This window comes from Dyadobacter sp. HNCC25DJ184, from assembly GCF_056895215.1.
In genome coordinates, this window is sequence record NZ_JBXHAQ010000008.1 from 215,015 (window position 1) to 229,186 (window position 14,172).

The 14,172-nt window shown below is 45.7% G+C and carries 15 protein-coding genes; 6 read left to right on the plus strand and 9 right to left on the minus strand.

The window, feature by feature from the left end; translation table 11 throughout:
* Positions 1 to 74: 74 nt before the first annotated feature.
* Both AC1XUD_RS14295 and AC1XUD_RS14300 read left to right on the plus strand, forming a co-directional pair.
* Positions 75 to 1,010, plus strand: a complete 936-nt coding sequence (locus tag AC1XUD_RS14295) for a hypothetical protein (RefSeq protein WP_483361696.1) — start codon at positions 75 to 77, stop codon at positions 1,008 to 1,010.
* Between the two features lie 36 nt (positions 1,011 to 1,046).
* On the plus strand, positions 1,047 to 1,667 hold the full coding sequence (locus AC1XUD_RS14300) for a hypothetical protein (RefSeq protein WP_483361697.1): 621 nt from the start codon (positions 1,047 to 1,049) through the stop codon (positions 1,665 to 1,667).
* A 66-nt stretch (positions 1,668 to 1,733) separates the two neighbouring features.
* On the opposite strand, the gene AC1XUD_RS14305 is transcribed toward AC1XUD_RS14300, so the two are convergent.
* The 9 genes from AC1XUD_RS14305 to AC1XUD_RS14345 form a co-directional block, all read right to left on the minus strand.
* Positions 1,734 to 2,258 carry a hypothetical protein gene (locus AC1XUD_RS14305; protein WP_483361698.1) on the minus strand — a complete coding sequence of 175 codons (525 nt, stop codon included), beginning with the start codon at positions 2,256 to 2,258 and terminating at the stop codon, positions 1,734 to 1,736.
* Between the two features lie 3 nt (positions 2,259 to 2,261).
* A complete protein-coding gene (locus AC1XUD_RS14310) occupies positions 2,262 to 4,265 on the minus strand; it encodes a DUF5977 domain-containing protein (RefSeq protein ID WP_483361699.1) in 2,004 nt (667 codons plus the stop codon).
* Positions 4,265 to 4,729, minus strand: a complete 465-nt coding sequence (locus AC1XUD_RS14315) for a hypothetical protein (protein ID WP_483361700.1) — start codon at positions 4,727 to 4,729, stop codon at positions 4,265 to 4,267. The genes AC1XUD_RS14310 and AC1XUD_RS14315 overlap by 1 nt, the downstream gene beginning before the upstream one ends.
* Positions 4,722 to 5,558, minus strand: a complete 837-nt coding sequence (locus AC1XUD_RS14320) for a hypothetical protein (RefSeq protein ID WP_483361701.1) — start codon at positions 5,556 to 5,558, stop codon at positions 4,722 to 4,724. Before AC1XUD_RS14320 ends, AC1XUD_RS14315 begins: the two co-directional genes overlap by 8 nt.
* Positions 5,555 to 6,556: a DUF6712 family protein gene (locus AC1XUD_RS14325; protein WP_483361702.1), complete on the minus strand. Its 1,002-nt coding sequence runs from the start codon at positions 6,554 to 6,556 to the stop codon at positions 5,555 to 5,557. The genes AC1XUD_RS14320 and AC1XUD_RS14325 overlap by 4 nt, the downstream gene beginning before the upstream one ends.
* Before the next feature lies 1 nt (position 6,557).
* Positions 6,558 to 7,874, minus strand: a complete 1,317-nt coding sequence (locus AC1XUD_RS14330) for a hypothetical protein (RefSeq protein WP_483361703.1) — start codon at positions 7,872 to 7,874, stop codon at positions 6,558 to 6,560.
* Between the two features lie 2 nt (positions 7,875 to 7,876).
* The gene (locus AC1XUD_RS14335) at positions 7,877 to 8,155 is read right to left on the minus strand and encodes a hypothetical protein (RefSeq protein WP_483361704.1); all 279 of its coding nucleotides are present in this window, start codon (positions 8,153 to 8,155) and stop codon (positions 7,877 to 7,879) included.
* A gap of 275 nt (positions 8,156 to 8,430) precedes the next feature.
* Positions 8,431 to 10,002, minus strand: a complete 1,572-nt coding sequence (locus AC1XUD_RS14340) for a terminase large subunit domain-containing protein (protein ID WP_483361705.1) — start codon at positions 10,000 to 10,002, stop codon at positions 8,431 to 8,433.
* Entirely contained in the window at positions 9,995 to 10,555 is a 561-nt protein-coding gene (locus tag AC1XUD_RS14345) for a hypothetical protein (RefSeq protein WP_483361706.1), read from the minus strand. Before AC1XUD_RS14345 ends, AC1XUD_RS14340 begins: the two co-directional genes overlap by 8 nt.
* Positions 10,556 to 10,994: 439 nt before the next feature.
* Here AC1XUD_RS14345 and AC1XUD_RS14350 point away from each other — a divergent pair, with 439 nt between their 5' ends.
* From AC1XUD_RS14350 to AC1XUD_RS14365, 4 genes are all read left to right on the plus strand, one after another.
* Entirely contained in the window at positions 10,995 to 11,357 is a 363-nt protein-coding gene (locus tag AC1XUD_RS14350) for a helix-turn-helix domain-containing protein (RefSeq protein ID WP_483361707.1), read from the plus strand.
* Positions 11,335 to 12,093 carry an ImmA/IrrE family metallo-endopeptidase gene (locus AC1XUD_RS14355; protein ID WP_483361708.1) on the plus strand — a complete coding sequence of 253 codons (759 nt, stop codon included), beginning with the start codon at positions 11,335 to 11,337 and terminating at the stop codon, positions 12,091 to 12,093. The genes AC1XUD_RS14350 and AC1XUD_RS14355 overlap by 23 nt, the downstream gene beginning before the upstream one ends.
* Positions 12,077 to 12,607 (plus strand): hypothetical protein, encoded by a 531-nt coding sequence (locus AC1XUD_RS14360; protein WP_483361709.1) that lies wholly within the window; start codon positions 12,077 to 12,079, stop codon positions 12,605 to 12,607. Before AC1XUD_RS14355 ends, AC1XUD_RS14360 begins: the two co-directional genes overlap by 17 nt.
* 121 nt (positions 12,608 to 12,728) lie before the next feature.
* Positions 12,729 to 14,141 carry a KAP family P-loop NTPase fold protein gene (locus AC1XUD_RS14365; protein ID WP_483361710.1) on the plus strand — a complete coding sequence of 471 codons (1,413 nt, stop codon included), beginning with the start codon at positions 12,729 to 12,731 and terminating at the stop codon, positions 14,139 to 14,141.
* Positions 14,142 to 14,172 lie beyond the last annotated feature (31 nt).

Consider the following 14,172-nt stretch of genomic DNA (forward strand, 5'->3'; position numbering starts at 1 on the left):
AAGCTCCAATCGAAAATAATTGGACGCCACCTATAACCGAAAAAACTCCTTTGAGAACGCTCCAAGAAAGAGCTATGATCGAAATTCTAACATTGGCTAAAAAAGATGATTTTCGAAAATTTATTTTAAAGGAGTGCTTAAAACAAAAGCATGGCGATTACAACGTATTCATCCAGGATATTATCAACTCATATAACGAGATTGATGGATATAAAGAATCAATGCAGAGACTGCAAACGATTGTTGATTTTATCAAACCGCTAGCTGACAATAGGGAGCCGTTGATTTTCTACCCAAGGGCTGAAACAATTGAAGACAAGATTGGGCAATCAGAATCTGCCGCGCGTATTTCTGAGGTCGAGTTACAGGAGCCACTCGGGGTGTTTCAAGTTCCAGACGATGTTAATTATTTGCGAATAAACCAAGAGCCTCCGATTGACCAACAAGATGCGTATAGAGTAAATAGTGGTAATGGTTGGGTCTGGGTACAGTATGTCACTGAGGACTATGCCTGGGAAAATGATGTGTGGGTGATTGGAAATGATGAAGGTGTTGAATTAAATGGCAATTTGAGAACAGACGGTGGTGCGGAATATGGTGGATTTATACAGATTACAAATCTAAATGCAGTAGAGCATTGGACTAGTGGTAAACTTGAACTTCATATTGTTGTTGCTAGCTCGAAAGGGGCTGAAGTGTCAAATAAAAAGTTTGATAAAGTTAAGAGGAAGCATTTTAGAGATAATCAATGGTATGATTATAATCATTTTTTAGGTTATTGGAACAAGGCAAACCTTGGAGACTATGAGATCGAAAACTGGATTGAAAGGGATGGTGGTGGCTCGTCATCGGCAAGTATTGCAATTCCATCAAGTAACGGCGGGCCTGGCTACACGTATACTTTTAATCTTGGGGATAGGGATGACAATTTAGGTAAAGCGATGGTTCAATTTACGGATCCGATATCCACGATTTATCCAATCAGTTATATGAACTTCAAGAGAAAATAATATTGTTACCTTTGGGGAAATGTACTCATGAAAATTATGAAAAGCATACTATTAATAATTGTTTTCTGTATATCATACCCGGTGACAGCTCAAACGGATTATGGTCCTCGTGTACTATCATTTAACGTTGGTAGTTCGAAAGCCGGATCAGGAGATATGTCTGGTATTCGTGTCGGTTTTGGGTACGAAAAGTTTTTCAAACGGCGATTGTCATGGTCATTAGATTTCACTACGACTATTAATAATTCTCAGGAAAAACGTATTTTGACGGACGAAGCTGGTAAGACTTACGACTTATCATCTAGATACACGACTGCGGGGATTCAACTAGGAGGCAAGGCGAGTTACTACATTTTTCGATCAAAGCAGTGGGCAGGTGGAATTAGACTTGGGACAGTATTGAGGCGCCAGTCAAGCTCGCTTCCGGATGCTGAAACAACGGTATTTCCGATACTTACTAATTATCCTGTACCGTTAACCTATGTTGAGAACAATTCCCCTCAAACAACTTACTCCGTAGGAGGTACGTTTGACCTATTCGCCAATTATACAATTAAACAAAAAATTTTGTTAGGGGTTGGAACCGCTGTCCAGCTCGATACAAAAGGAGATTCATTTTTTCCACAAGTATTTCTTTCTATTGGTCGTCGCTTTTAATTAGAGTTTGCGACTGTTCATCAATGAAATTTAGAAAACCGGTTTTTCAATTTAGAAAAGCCGGTTTTATTCTCCAACTCCTTTCAAATGTGAATAAATCAGCTCTGAGGTCCTCCAGCGCAGCTGGGCCTTTGCCCGGTTGATCATAACAGCCTTTTCGGTGTTGTACCAGGTTCCCCGATATCCACGCTTTACATTGACCTGACGTTTCATATTAAACGCTATACCGGCAGCGATCCTAGCCACAGCTGTGGAAACCGTCGGCGGCCGGACCGATGTTTTGTATCCGGGAACGTAAGAGAAAGCATTGATCCCGGTTTTTGATACAAAAAATTCCATGGCTTCTGTGGGGGGCTGGTGAGCTGAATAGCGCAACTGAGCCATATCCCGGAAACGACCATATTCGCGAAACTCGATCTCGGCCGACACTTTGCCGGCCGAGCGGATAATATGATACTGAAAATCTTCTTTTAAAGCATCGGTGAGCTCAATTCCGTAGTTAACGATCGCGCGTTTAAACTGCTCGATCACATCAGCAGTAACCTCACTGAGCACCTGATAGGAAAGTTCTTCAAATTCGATCTGATCCATGATTTACACGTTCTCGCAAAGGATTAAGATTTCGGTTTCACCTGGTTCAATCACCAAAACAAACGGCCAGTTAATCGCTCCGGTGAAGGTTGGACTGATCAGCGCGCGCGATGGGATCCGGAATCTGAAATTAGAAGCTTCGGCGACAGAGTTTTTAAGTGTCAGACGGTAGGAGCCTGGCGCCAGCGTAGTCGACTGCATTCCACCGGTGGCAGTATTGGGAATAATCTCACCATCCGGAGGGTGGCCTGGCCCGTATTCGATCAAAGTCATTTCATCGGTTTTAAAAAGACTTGCGACCGTCAAAGGTGCGTAGGTTACCGATAACTTAATGACTGCGGGCGCTGGGTTAACACAGGCCCCGAAACGGTTGGCGTTTTCCTGAGTGTCTGTCGCCGACCAGGCTGCGAGGGCTTTGGCGTCGGCATCTGCCTGGCTTTTGGAGCTTCCAAAAGTAGCCGCCGGCACAATGATACTCCAGCGCGTTCCGGCCAGATCGCCACTGCAGTTTTGACGTTTCAATGTTGAAAGCTTTGATATCTCAGCGCTTAAAAATGGGGTAGTGACGGCCGCGCAATCCTCACTGCTCCATTTTTCAATATATCCCTCGGTGCCGGGCGTATTGGGTTTTACAAAAGTGGGTGTTACATCCTGGTTGTCATCGACGTAGTAATTTATCAGCAGCTCATATCGCTTATATCCGGTGCGAAGGCCGGTTGACTCATCGAGCTCACAGCTGAGCCGGTCCCCACGCCAGGCTGTTTCCCTTGTCGGAACCAGTGGAGCGGTCGGCAGAAAGCTGGCATTGGTTACCGGGTTCGCATACAAAAAGGTGAACTGACGCGCTGGCAGGTCTTCCTGATCGTCGTGCTGGATAAAATCAGAACTGGAAAGGTAAAGCGCCTTGTGAGAATCGCTATCCACCAAAATGATCTCTTTGGAAAATAGCAGCTCTTCCAGATATTGCCTTTGCTGCTTGCTCATATAGCCGGTATTGATAGCCAGGCCCTTTTCTCCGATCACTTTTGAGACCACGATCTCGGCAAATGACGGATCACTGTCCAGGGCGGGATACCGCTGAGAGGAAGTTTTATAATAGCTTCCCTTCATCGAGCTGCTGCCGACACACCTGAGCGTGTCAAAACCGCCCAGGGAATTACTGAAAAGAATGTATCTGCAGTACGGCTGAAACGAGGAGTCGACATAGAACATCCTGGTTTCAGAGATCCGCAGGCTCGCCTCATTGGATAGCCATACCCGGTAGTGGGTAATTACCCGCTCATGAGCGGATATCTGCGGGATGGCAGGGATACCTACCGGAACACAGTAAACCGACATGGGTGTCACAGTGCTCAGGCTGCGGACCGTAACAAACTCGGATCCGCCGCCCTCAAAAAAGAGCTCAGCGCGGAGCTGAATTTTTGCGGGCGACGGGTTAAGGTTGTTTAAAAAGTATAGGTATTCGGGCTGATCCGGGAGAACGGATTTCCCATCAGGCTGCCAGGTCAAAAACTTGCCTGCTTTGCCGAGTTTGTCAGTAAAGATCAGATTTCCCCAGGCTTTGAACTGCGTTTCTGAAATGCCGGCCTTTATGGCATATCCCAAAACGCTTTCCTGGAATGAGATCAAAGTATCACCGTTAAAAACTGATTTCTCGGTGAAATAGGACCGGATCATATCCGGGCATAGCGTGATATCGGTTTGATTGAAGGCCGGCTGGGTGAGCTGCAGGAAAGAATTTAAAATATCCTGAATCTCGATATAAGCACCCACATAGCGCATGGCCTGACCGACCTGCTCAGGCGGGTATTCGCTCGCCTGAGCGGACGGATCCGTCAAAAGAATATAGTCCGTCGCGCGGAAATGCTCCTGGATATAAACGTCCATCAGGTAGCGCAGATCGGTGCGGTCTGGAAAGTCGATCACATCAGCGGCCGCGATATTTTCCAGCAGCCGGTTTTGAGCCAAAGAGACCGGTATATAACTGGCAATAGCAGGTAAATCCATCAGCAAAGAAGTTTATTAGCGTTGATAGCCATCCGGAATTCGAGCCGGTATCCGGCGTGGTTGTCGATCCATAGATCACTGACGGGCTCTTTTTTCATTCCGTTGATTGTGGCCAGGATCAGACCATCGTTAACGTCGTGACGGATTTTCTTTTGAAGCCGGTAAAGGATGGCCAGCGCGTCTGATTGAGCCAAAATATACTGATCATGTTCGCTACCGTCGTAGTGATACAGAACAGAGAGACCGCACACAAACTCTTCATTTGTATTGGCCATTTCATTGTCCTGGGAAAGAATGGACGGCTGCTCGAGCCAGGCAAAAGGGTATCCAAAATCATCATGGCCACGGGCGAAAGCCAGCCCGCGTTCAATGCCGCCATACTGGAAATATTTCAGGTCCGGATCAGACTCGGCCCAGGTGCGGATATAGTCAATAAATGTGCGAAGGTCTAAAAGTTCAATCATTTTCTGCATCGTCTTGCGCCTTTGCCCTGGCGCGGTTAATAACCAGTTTGTGGCGGATGTACATAAATATGGTGTGAGCGTTGGTGGAGCAGACTTCGCTGAATGTTCCGTGTGTGCCGGTCTCGGCCACTTCTTCCAGTAGCGCAATTATGCCGTCACCGTTGGGGAAAAGCGTGGGAACATCGCTTTCATCTTCGCCGTAATTGTCTTTATAGCGCTGTGAGAACTGCTCCTGCATGAATTCGTAATATTGCAAAACAGCCATCACCCCGCCCTCAGGCAGACCACTAAAAGAGCGCTCGCCGGCAACGATCGAATTAAACTCCTCGCGTACATCTCCGTTCCAGTCTTTTGATCTTCTGAAATATTTCAGATCCGGGCGCTGCGGCCGGCATAAAGTGGCCACGATTTTGAGCACCGCATCTTTATCGGGGTTTTCTGCCCTGGTGAAAGCCAGGTAGTAAATACTGGAAAGTGCCATCTCGATACAGCTGGTGTCGGAAAAGTTCTCGGAAGGCAGATAGTATCTGACGCCCTCGTGCTCAAAGGATTCAAACGGTTTGGCTTTGATCCGTTCATTTCCGGCCCAAGAAATGAAGGGTTTGAGTTGATAAATTTGCTCACCAGTCAGCTGGTAAAAAAGCTCTTCCGGCAGCTCTGGCAGCATCACTTTCAAAAGTCCGACCCAATAGTTTGCGATCACTTTTTTGTCATCGGCCGCCTGCAGATATAGGGTAATGGTCAGACCGTTTGTGACCTGCTCAAAAGAGCACTCTGCCCAGCTTTGAGGGATCAAATATTCGATATCATTAATCCAGACTTTTTTCATAGTACGAAGGGAATGGCCGGATCACAGTTAAGGGGCGGCTGGTAAGTTTTGCGCTGGGTAGGTCGAAACAGATCCGAGCTGAAGTACTGACTGAAAATCTCGGCGCTGGCCTTTGCGTCCATCAGGCGCTTTAAACGGTTGGCGTATTCGGCAGCTTCTTTATCCGCATCGGAGCGGATGGCATTGAGCTTCGAATCAGATAGAAGATCTTCGTTTTTTACGCCATCTGTCTCTGAGATTAGACGGAAGTCGGCGGATAGATTCAGATAGGGGATACCCCTTTTGAATGCGTCATTGGCCAGCGCGGTGCGAAGCAGAGAAAGCGCCTCTATCTCCGGCGCTGACCAGGTTGCCGCGTTATCAGTCAGTTTGTTTTTCCAGTGCTGAAACTGCGCCTGGCCGATGAGCGGCTGAATAAAATCGGTTTCGGATTTTTTGACAAAACCACGCAGGGCCACATACAGCCGGCGGCTCTGACGGATCGCAGGGAAATACTCACTATACTCGGTCGCAGAAGACAAAAACAAGCTATGCGACATGGTATAGGCGATGCTGGCCGTCCAGGTTGAAAAGGCTTCTTTGTTTGTTTCCAGATACTGCAATGTAGCCTCCATATGCCGGTCTGCTTTATCGCGGGATTCGGCCATCTTACCCACGATTGCCCATTTCCCGGGAGCCTGAGTGTTAGGTGACGAAGCGACCACAATACCGGCATCACCTTTAATGAGCATCATCGAAAGAACAGATTCCAGTTCGGTATAATGGCCGATGGTGTTCCGGATCTTCGAAATCAAAGCCTTTTGCGCGTCGGTTCCGGAGACGACATCCGTGGCCGGATCAACCAGGGCGCTGAGCTCGTCATAAAAGTCCTGGCCGATGGCCTGGATGATGTAGGTGTTTTCGGCATCGCGCACGAACGGGCCCCACGTTTTCCAGTTCATTTCCTTTTGTATCCCGCCCAGGATTGATTTCAGTGTTTCGTTGGTGTTGATCAGCATCTTAGGAACCTGTTTGAGAGTTGTCGTTTGAATTAATACCTGCCTTTTTGGGTGTGACATCCGGTGTATAAACCTCGATATCCTCAAACCAGAATTTAATTTCCCGGTCCCAGCTGTTGATCTGCTGCTGGATCATCATCGGACGCAGTAGCAGCTGGCGGTCGGAGCTGGTGCGGAAGCCCTGTTGAAACCGGGCTGTGACCTCGATCTCTTTTCCGGAGCTGCCCAGCCCGTTACCAGTATCCACGCCGGCCAGTGAGGCCATGATCCCGTGTCCGGAAGCCTGAGCAGCTTTCGCGGTATTGTAAAGCTTCACATAGGCATCGTCGGTCATTTCGTTTTTCAGCGGAATGATCTCCACGCCTGGGAGGGCTTTCATTTCCGTCAGATCGTGTTTGTAGAAAGTCACGATCGCCCGGTCGGACTGGCCGGCCAAACTGTTTTTCATGCTTTCCAAAACCTGTTTTTGATAGGCATCGCGCTGTTCGTCGGTTTCCAGCCCTTCTTTATCAAAGTAATCATCCGGCATCCGGATCAGGTATTTGATGTTATATCCGTTCGTGAGTCCGGAGAGGTGATAATGCGGGATCTTGTTAGCGACTTCGGTCCAGCTCTTGGTTCCCCACCAGGCGGCAAAGGCATAAAAGGGCTGACCTGGTTGCCGGTGCTTTCCGTGATAAACGCTGACCGGGAAAGACGCCGGCGCAGAAGGATTGAAAACCGGTATTGGAGCGGATTCATCCTTTTTAAATCCCCGCTTTCCAAAAAGCGGATTCAAAAGAAAGGCCCGGGGAAAGCGCTCACCGCTCTGAGTGGCCCGGTAGCGGATATCAAAACAATCTTCCAGGCCCAGCGGCAAAGAGCGGCCGGATGAGTCGAGCGTGATCCGGCTGAATACGTTTCCCGAGTAACAGGCCTGCATCGCCGCATCGATCCAGTAGCCGCTCAGGTTCATTTCCCAGATGTGCTCAGCAATTTCGCCGTAGTTTTTGTGGGTGGTTGGCAGCGGTTCTTTGATATCGGTCAGCCCGTCTTTTTTAATGTATCCAAAGCCCATTCCTTTGCCGACAATAAAGTCCCGGCGCGTGTTCATCAGCTCCCACTTCACATCGTTATCCGTTGCGAGCTGGTGCATCAAATTGGGCTGATCATTGTTTTTGCCCCAGCGGACAAAATCCTTTTTGTCGGTGCTAGCGCCGGCCGGGCTGGTAGTCGAGTTGGCTTCGTCTTTCCAGCGGGGAGTAACTTCGACATAAGCAGCCGATTTGGAGGGCTCATCGCGGAGCAGGAAAAGATTATGATTGAGTTTGGTTACCATGGCTAGTAGTTATGAAATACGGTCATACCGTTGAATTCCTTAATGAGATCAATATAGATTTCGAACTTGTGCGAACTCGCGGGCTGGAACAGTTTGAGAAGGCCTGACCGGTTATAAATTTTATGCTCATTGAGCACGTTAGCTGAGCGGATCGCGACGCAGCCGGTCTTCACAGTGATATCACCGCCAACTTTTCTGGCTTTGATCGAAAACACCGCTCCGGGCTTGTTGATCTGGGCCAGAACTCCGCCTTGGCCGAGCAGTGGGATTGTCTTCTTCATGGGTTCAAAATTTCCAATTGGGCACAAAAAATTTCCGTTTTGCAAGAATAATGGTCCGTTTTGGCGGGTAACAGGACATATTTTAGTGGGTTTTGATAGTGTTTTTTAATCATATTTTTTTCAATGGCTTCATTATTAATGTTTTAATTCAAAAACTGGAAAAATAAAGGTGATTCTCACGCTCCAGGGTAACCCGCCCTTTGACGAGGGCGGCCCTTGCCGGATTTTTTTTCAGGAATATAGTCCCCGGATTTCCCCAAAGCCCAGTGCCTTTTTCAGAATGTGACAATCGTATTTCTTTGTGACATTTGGTTTACGATGAAGCGCTTGTACTTGCCCCATAGGATGTAGTCGAGTGCATCCGTACCGTCGGTTGCGTACTCCCTATTCTTGGCTTTGCTCTCACTTGACTTGTCCTTGCGGTATGAGCCGTCAGCCTTCACTGGGGTAGCCTGCTTAGCCAGGATGAGCACCTTGTTGTTGTCTTTATTGATCAGGATCCGGGGGGTGCGGGTAGACTGCTGCTCATAGAGCAGGTTGATCAGATTGTATTTGTGCTTATGCTTTGGGTTACGGCCTCCCGCTTCCAGGTACTTGCGCACGACCTTCCAGCCGTTCTCTTCCAGCACCTTCACATAGGTTTCAAAAAAGGGTTTATTATCACCATCATTTGAGGCCGAGCGGTTCTTTCCTGAGAGATCACCCCACACGTGGACCGCCTTACGCTTATGACTATGATAGCGGTCACTCCACGCCTGGGCCGATGCTTTGATCAGGTTCTTATCAGGCTCTAATACTGAGCTCTTTTCAAAGTGAGAGTGAAGGATCCTGCATTGCATACCCACTTCCTGAACAGTGACCGTCCAACAGATATCCGCGTTAAAATCCAGGGATATTTCAAGGTCTTTATCTTCCTGGTAATCGTTGGATTTATAGAGTACTAATCCCGTTTTATCATCATGCTCATAGCTATAAGCAGGCGTATAGGTATGCACCTGGGTATTGAATGCATAGTAGTAACAATTAGGCAGCTTTGAGATCCGGACGTTATCCACTTCGACAGAATACTGCAGATCAGTGAGCAGCTCCCTGAGCCCGTCTGCGAAATCGTCCGGAAGGACCGTAGCATTGTCCCGGTATGTGGATTCCATAAAAAGATGGCTCGGCGGGATTCTTTCCTTTTCTGATCCGCTCATTTTAGAGCGTTGATCCATCATTTTAAGGTACGCTTCCTCTGTCTTATAAATCCATTGACCGCGCTCAGTCCAGGCCGCAGATGAGAAATCGTAGAAAGATTTCCATTTCACTGACTGAGCAATTTTCCGGAATTTGTTCGCTCTCATGGTAGGCACAATGATCTCACCCATGAATTCCTCGGAGATCTGGGCGGATTCATCAGCGCGGACCGCGTCGGAGTTGATACCCCGGTGCGTCTGGGAATTGTCTTCGCTGGCAAAGTGAATACTAAAGCCGTTGATAAACTGCATCGTGTAGGCGATGGCTCTTTTCCCGACCTTTTCCCAGGGATCCTCCCAGTGAGTGGGAGCCTTGCTGCCGAGCACGTATACACCCTCAGGTGTGTCTTTGTTGTACTCTTTAAATCCGAAGGTTTCAAGGCCGGCTTTGATACCAGGTATCACGACCGCGTCGAGCTGTACATAGGTCTCACCGGCAAGTACCAGCTTGCCTTTGGGAAGCTCCCAAAAGCATTGATAAATATCGGTGGCCAGCGTCCGGGTCTTTCCGGATCCGCGTCCACCATGAAAGGTTTTCCGCTTTGCCCGGGAACGCAGAAACTTGCGCTGTTTGTCATTGGCCCAGACTTTGATTTGATCCGGGCTACTCATCGTCTTCGCGCTGTTGCTGTTTTAAAACATTGGCATCACCGGTAAGAATCACCATCTGTGGAGCGGTCCTAAAATCAGCAGGATTCCAGCCGGCGCCTTCCTGGTCATAGAGCCCTTCGAGCTTTTTGGCTTCCACCCAGCACTCTTTCGCCGTCTTGTAATCACGCTCGGCCCTTGCCAGATTGGAGAGCATTTCCAGATAAAGAATTGCCGCTTTTGTCTTACCTTTTTTGGAAACGGCATCACCATCACCAAAGAGGTAATAAGCTTCCCGAAGAATAATACGGGCCATTCCTTCTTTCAAAGCGAACTGTTTTTCGATGGCTGAGATGATCATCGAATCAGGCCGGCCCATCGATGCCTGGGCGAAAGCAAAGGAATATTTTTGATACATATCCCGCTGCTCGGCGGTCATGTAGGGGGAGTTAGGTAGATCGAAATCGGGTTCAAATAGCAGCTCGTCGTTTAAAAAAAGCAGGTATGCATCCATTTTATCAGGATCCACGCCAATCTTTTTAGAGACACGCTTAAGCCCCATCGTTTTTTTTGCCATGGCGTAAAAAAAGTTAAGTCACGATGCAAGCTGCAGCGGGACTATGGGCTTTGACAGGACGGGAACAATAATCACAGGTAGAAGAATATGAAGCCTGAATTTTTTGACTTTTTTACCTAGATTTGTGGTGCTTAGAATTAATAGGAGAAATCTTGTTAATCGAAGAAACCACGTTTGCAAGGCGTGGTTTTCTTTTTTTAAGGGCGCTTCAGCTTTTCCCTTCTCTAACATTACGGCAATATTCTACCGGAAGATTATATGCTCTTCATGTTTGTTTTCTTTGGAATCACCTTTACATCCTGTAACGATGAATTTTGGCTCAAAACATTATAAAATGGTTCAAATGAGTAGCTGACAAGCCTCTCGGATCCAAAATAGGTGTTAAAAAATTATGCAATTAGTCCTTTAGTTCATAGTTTTGTAACAAAAAAGATCTTACATGACAACTGTAAATGACATTATTGGCAATAACCTACGCCAATTTAGAGAGCGTTTAGGTTTAAGTCAGGCGGATTTAGCAAACTATCTGGACATCACCCATGCTTCCGTTAGTAACTATGAAAACGGGAAAAGGGTTATCCCAACTGATATTATCAATAAAGCTGCGAATCTATTCGGGATTGATAGCTACGATTTTTATGAAGAGAATTCCGCGCAGCAACAAAGTAATGTAGCGTTTGCATTCCGGGCGCATGAGTTAAATAAGGATGATCTTGATCAAATAGCAAGTTTCCGTACAGTGATTCGGAATTATCTTAATATGAAAAGGGTATTGAAAGATGGAGAAGAGACTGACCAGTAATATCCTCGAAAAAAAAGCATACGCGTTACGCACACAATTTGGTTTCAACAATACCCAACCCATTGACCTGAAACCATTATTGCGCTCTGCGGGCGTTCTTGCTCTTTTTCGCCCTCTATCAGATAAGTTTTCTGGAATGGCACTTAGGCTCGAACAAGACGGTGAAACCCACCGTTTTATGATGGTCAATTCTGATATGAGTTTGGGGCATCAAAGCTTCACAATTTGCCATGAGCTTTATCATTTATTCGTTCAAACGGATTTTCAAAGCATGGTTTGCACGGTAGGAGAGTTTAATCGAAAAAACCCAGAGGAATATAACGCAGATACCTTTGCTAGCTATTTCCTTCTTCCGACGGCCGCTGTGCGTGAATATGTACCCGACGACGAGCTAGCAAAGGGACATGTGACCCTGAACACGATCTTGAAAATTGAAAATATTTTTTCATGTTCACGTAGATTTTTATTGATTCGATTGAAGGAAATGAAGCTTATTTCCGACGGATTGATGGAAGACTACAAGCATTCTGTTAAAGCTAGTGCCCTTATACACGGTTACTCCCCTTATTTGTACGAAGCCAGTAAAAGTGATTCGGTTGTGGGTGACTATGGAAGCTTAGCCAATGAACTTTATGAAAAAGAAATAATTTCTGAAAGCCATTTTTATTCTCTCATGGGGGCTATAGGAGTTGATTTCGATACGATTGAACTGATCCCCGATGAACAAGGCCAGTAAGCTTATTTTAATTGATGCAGACGTTGTTTCACATTTCATCGTAGGGGGATATATCCATCTGCTACCCAGAATTTTTAAGCACAAGCTTGTGATTTTAAACAAAGTACTAGCCGAGCTGAATCGATTCAAGAACAAAAAGAAGGAGGTTGATAATCTGATTGATTTTGGCTTGATTGAAATGATTGATTTTCCGGAGGACAATTTATCAATTGTTAAGGAATATCAGCATCTCAAGAAGGTTATGTTTAAGGGAGAGGGAGAGAGTGCTTGTTTAGCGTATGTAAGATACACCGATAATATATTGGCAAGTAGTAACTTAAAAGATATAAAAAACTATTGCGAAATGCACAAAATAAATTACCTGACAACTATGGATTATTTGTGCGAGGCCCTGAAAACGGGGAAAATGAGTGTCGAAAACTGTAATGAATTCCTGGCGAGGTTGAAAGCTGCTAATCAGAAGTTACCGACGTATACAATGGAAAGTTACGAGTGCCGGCTTATTTCTATATAGAAAATACGCCTTATTAATAATTCGTCCTATGAAAGTCTACCGAAAAGACTTTGCTGGCCTAGAAAGGAATTTTCTGATAACCGATTAATAAAATCATTCATTAACAACTAAAAAGGAGAGTATGGCAATAAAACATGATGATTTGGAAATCAGCGACGCTAAACCATTTTTGACATGTAAATTAGGTCGAGAGAAATATGCGGAGATTTTGACAAATATCGTCGGGGTGCATTCTAGTGGCCTCGTGCTTGCGATTAACAATGAATGGGGTACGGGTAAAACCACATTTGTCAAAATGTGGAAACAGCACTTGATAAACAATGATTTTACGACATTGTATTTCAATGCTTGGGAAAATGATTATGAAAGTAATCCAATGGTTGCAATCATGTCGGAATTGAAAACCCTCAAGACAGGGGATAACGAAAAGACCTTCCAATCACTTTTGGAAAAAGGGGCAGTAATTACAAAACATGTTTTGCCGACAATTGCGAAGGCAGTTGCCAAGAAATATGTTGACATTGATCTGATTCAGAATGTGATAGCGGATTCCGCGGAAGCGGCTGGCGAGATCCTTAAGGAGGAGATCGATCAATATTCAAAACGTAAGAAAAGCCTGACGGAGTTCAGAGATGATTTGAAAGAGTATGTTGAAGTGGCAGGAGATGGAAAACCAGTTGTTTTCATTATCGATGAGCTGGACAGGTGCAGACCAAATTATTCTGTGGAAGTTTTGGAACAGGTTAAGCATTTTTTCGCAGTTAAAGGCATAGTTTTTGTGCTTGCAATCGATAAGATCCAGTTAGGACATGCGGTTAGAGGGGTCTACGGGAGTGAGCAACTAAACGCGGATGAGTATCTTAGACGATTTATTGATATCGAGTATTCCATACCTGCACCGGAACCCTCACAATTTACTAGATACCTATTCGACTACTTTGCCTTTGACGACTTTTTCAACAACAAAGGAAATGAGAACGAAAGAATCGCTGCGGCTGACAGAGAGAGTTTTCTTAAGCTTTCTGACGCATTATTTGAGTTGAAACAACTGACATTAAGACAGCAAGAGAAAATATTTGCCCATGCTCGTTTGGCTCTAAAAACGTTTACATATACTAACTATTTATTCGCAGACCTTTTTCTGTTTTTGATATACCTCCGTTCTAGTGAAACAGAATTATATAGAAGGATAGAAAGTAGGCGACTTTCGTTAGAAGATCTTAGTAATGAATTGTTAAGAGTTTTCACAACCGGAAAAAAGAACGTCAACCTTATTCATGAGTTGCTGTATGTAGAGGCCGAATTGATGATAATGTACAATACCTATAAAGTAGGTTCTTTTCAAAGTTTTCTGATTAACCCGCAGGACTTCGAAAAAACGGTACCTATGGTAAAGTCAAAATTCGACCAGTCTAATAATAACAGAGATTACGTAGACGTAATTAGAGACCTGCAACGGGATCCACGAAGGATTAGCGTACCTCTAGGTATAATATTGAAGCGAATCGAGCTTTTGGAACCTCTACGTACCTGAGCTTTCCAACGGTCGGTTGACCAATTTTTCG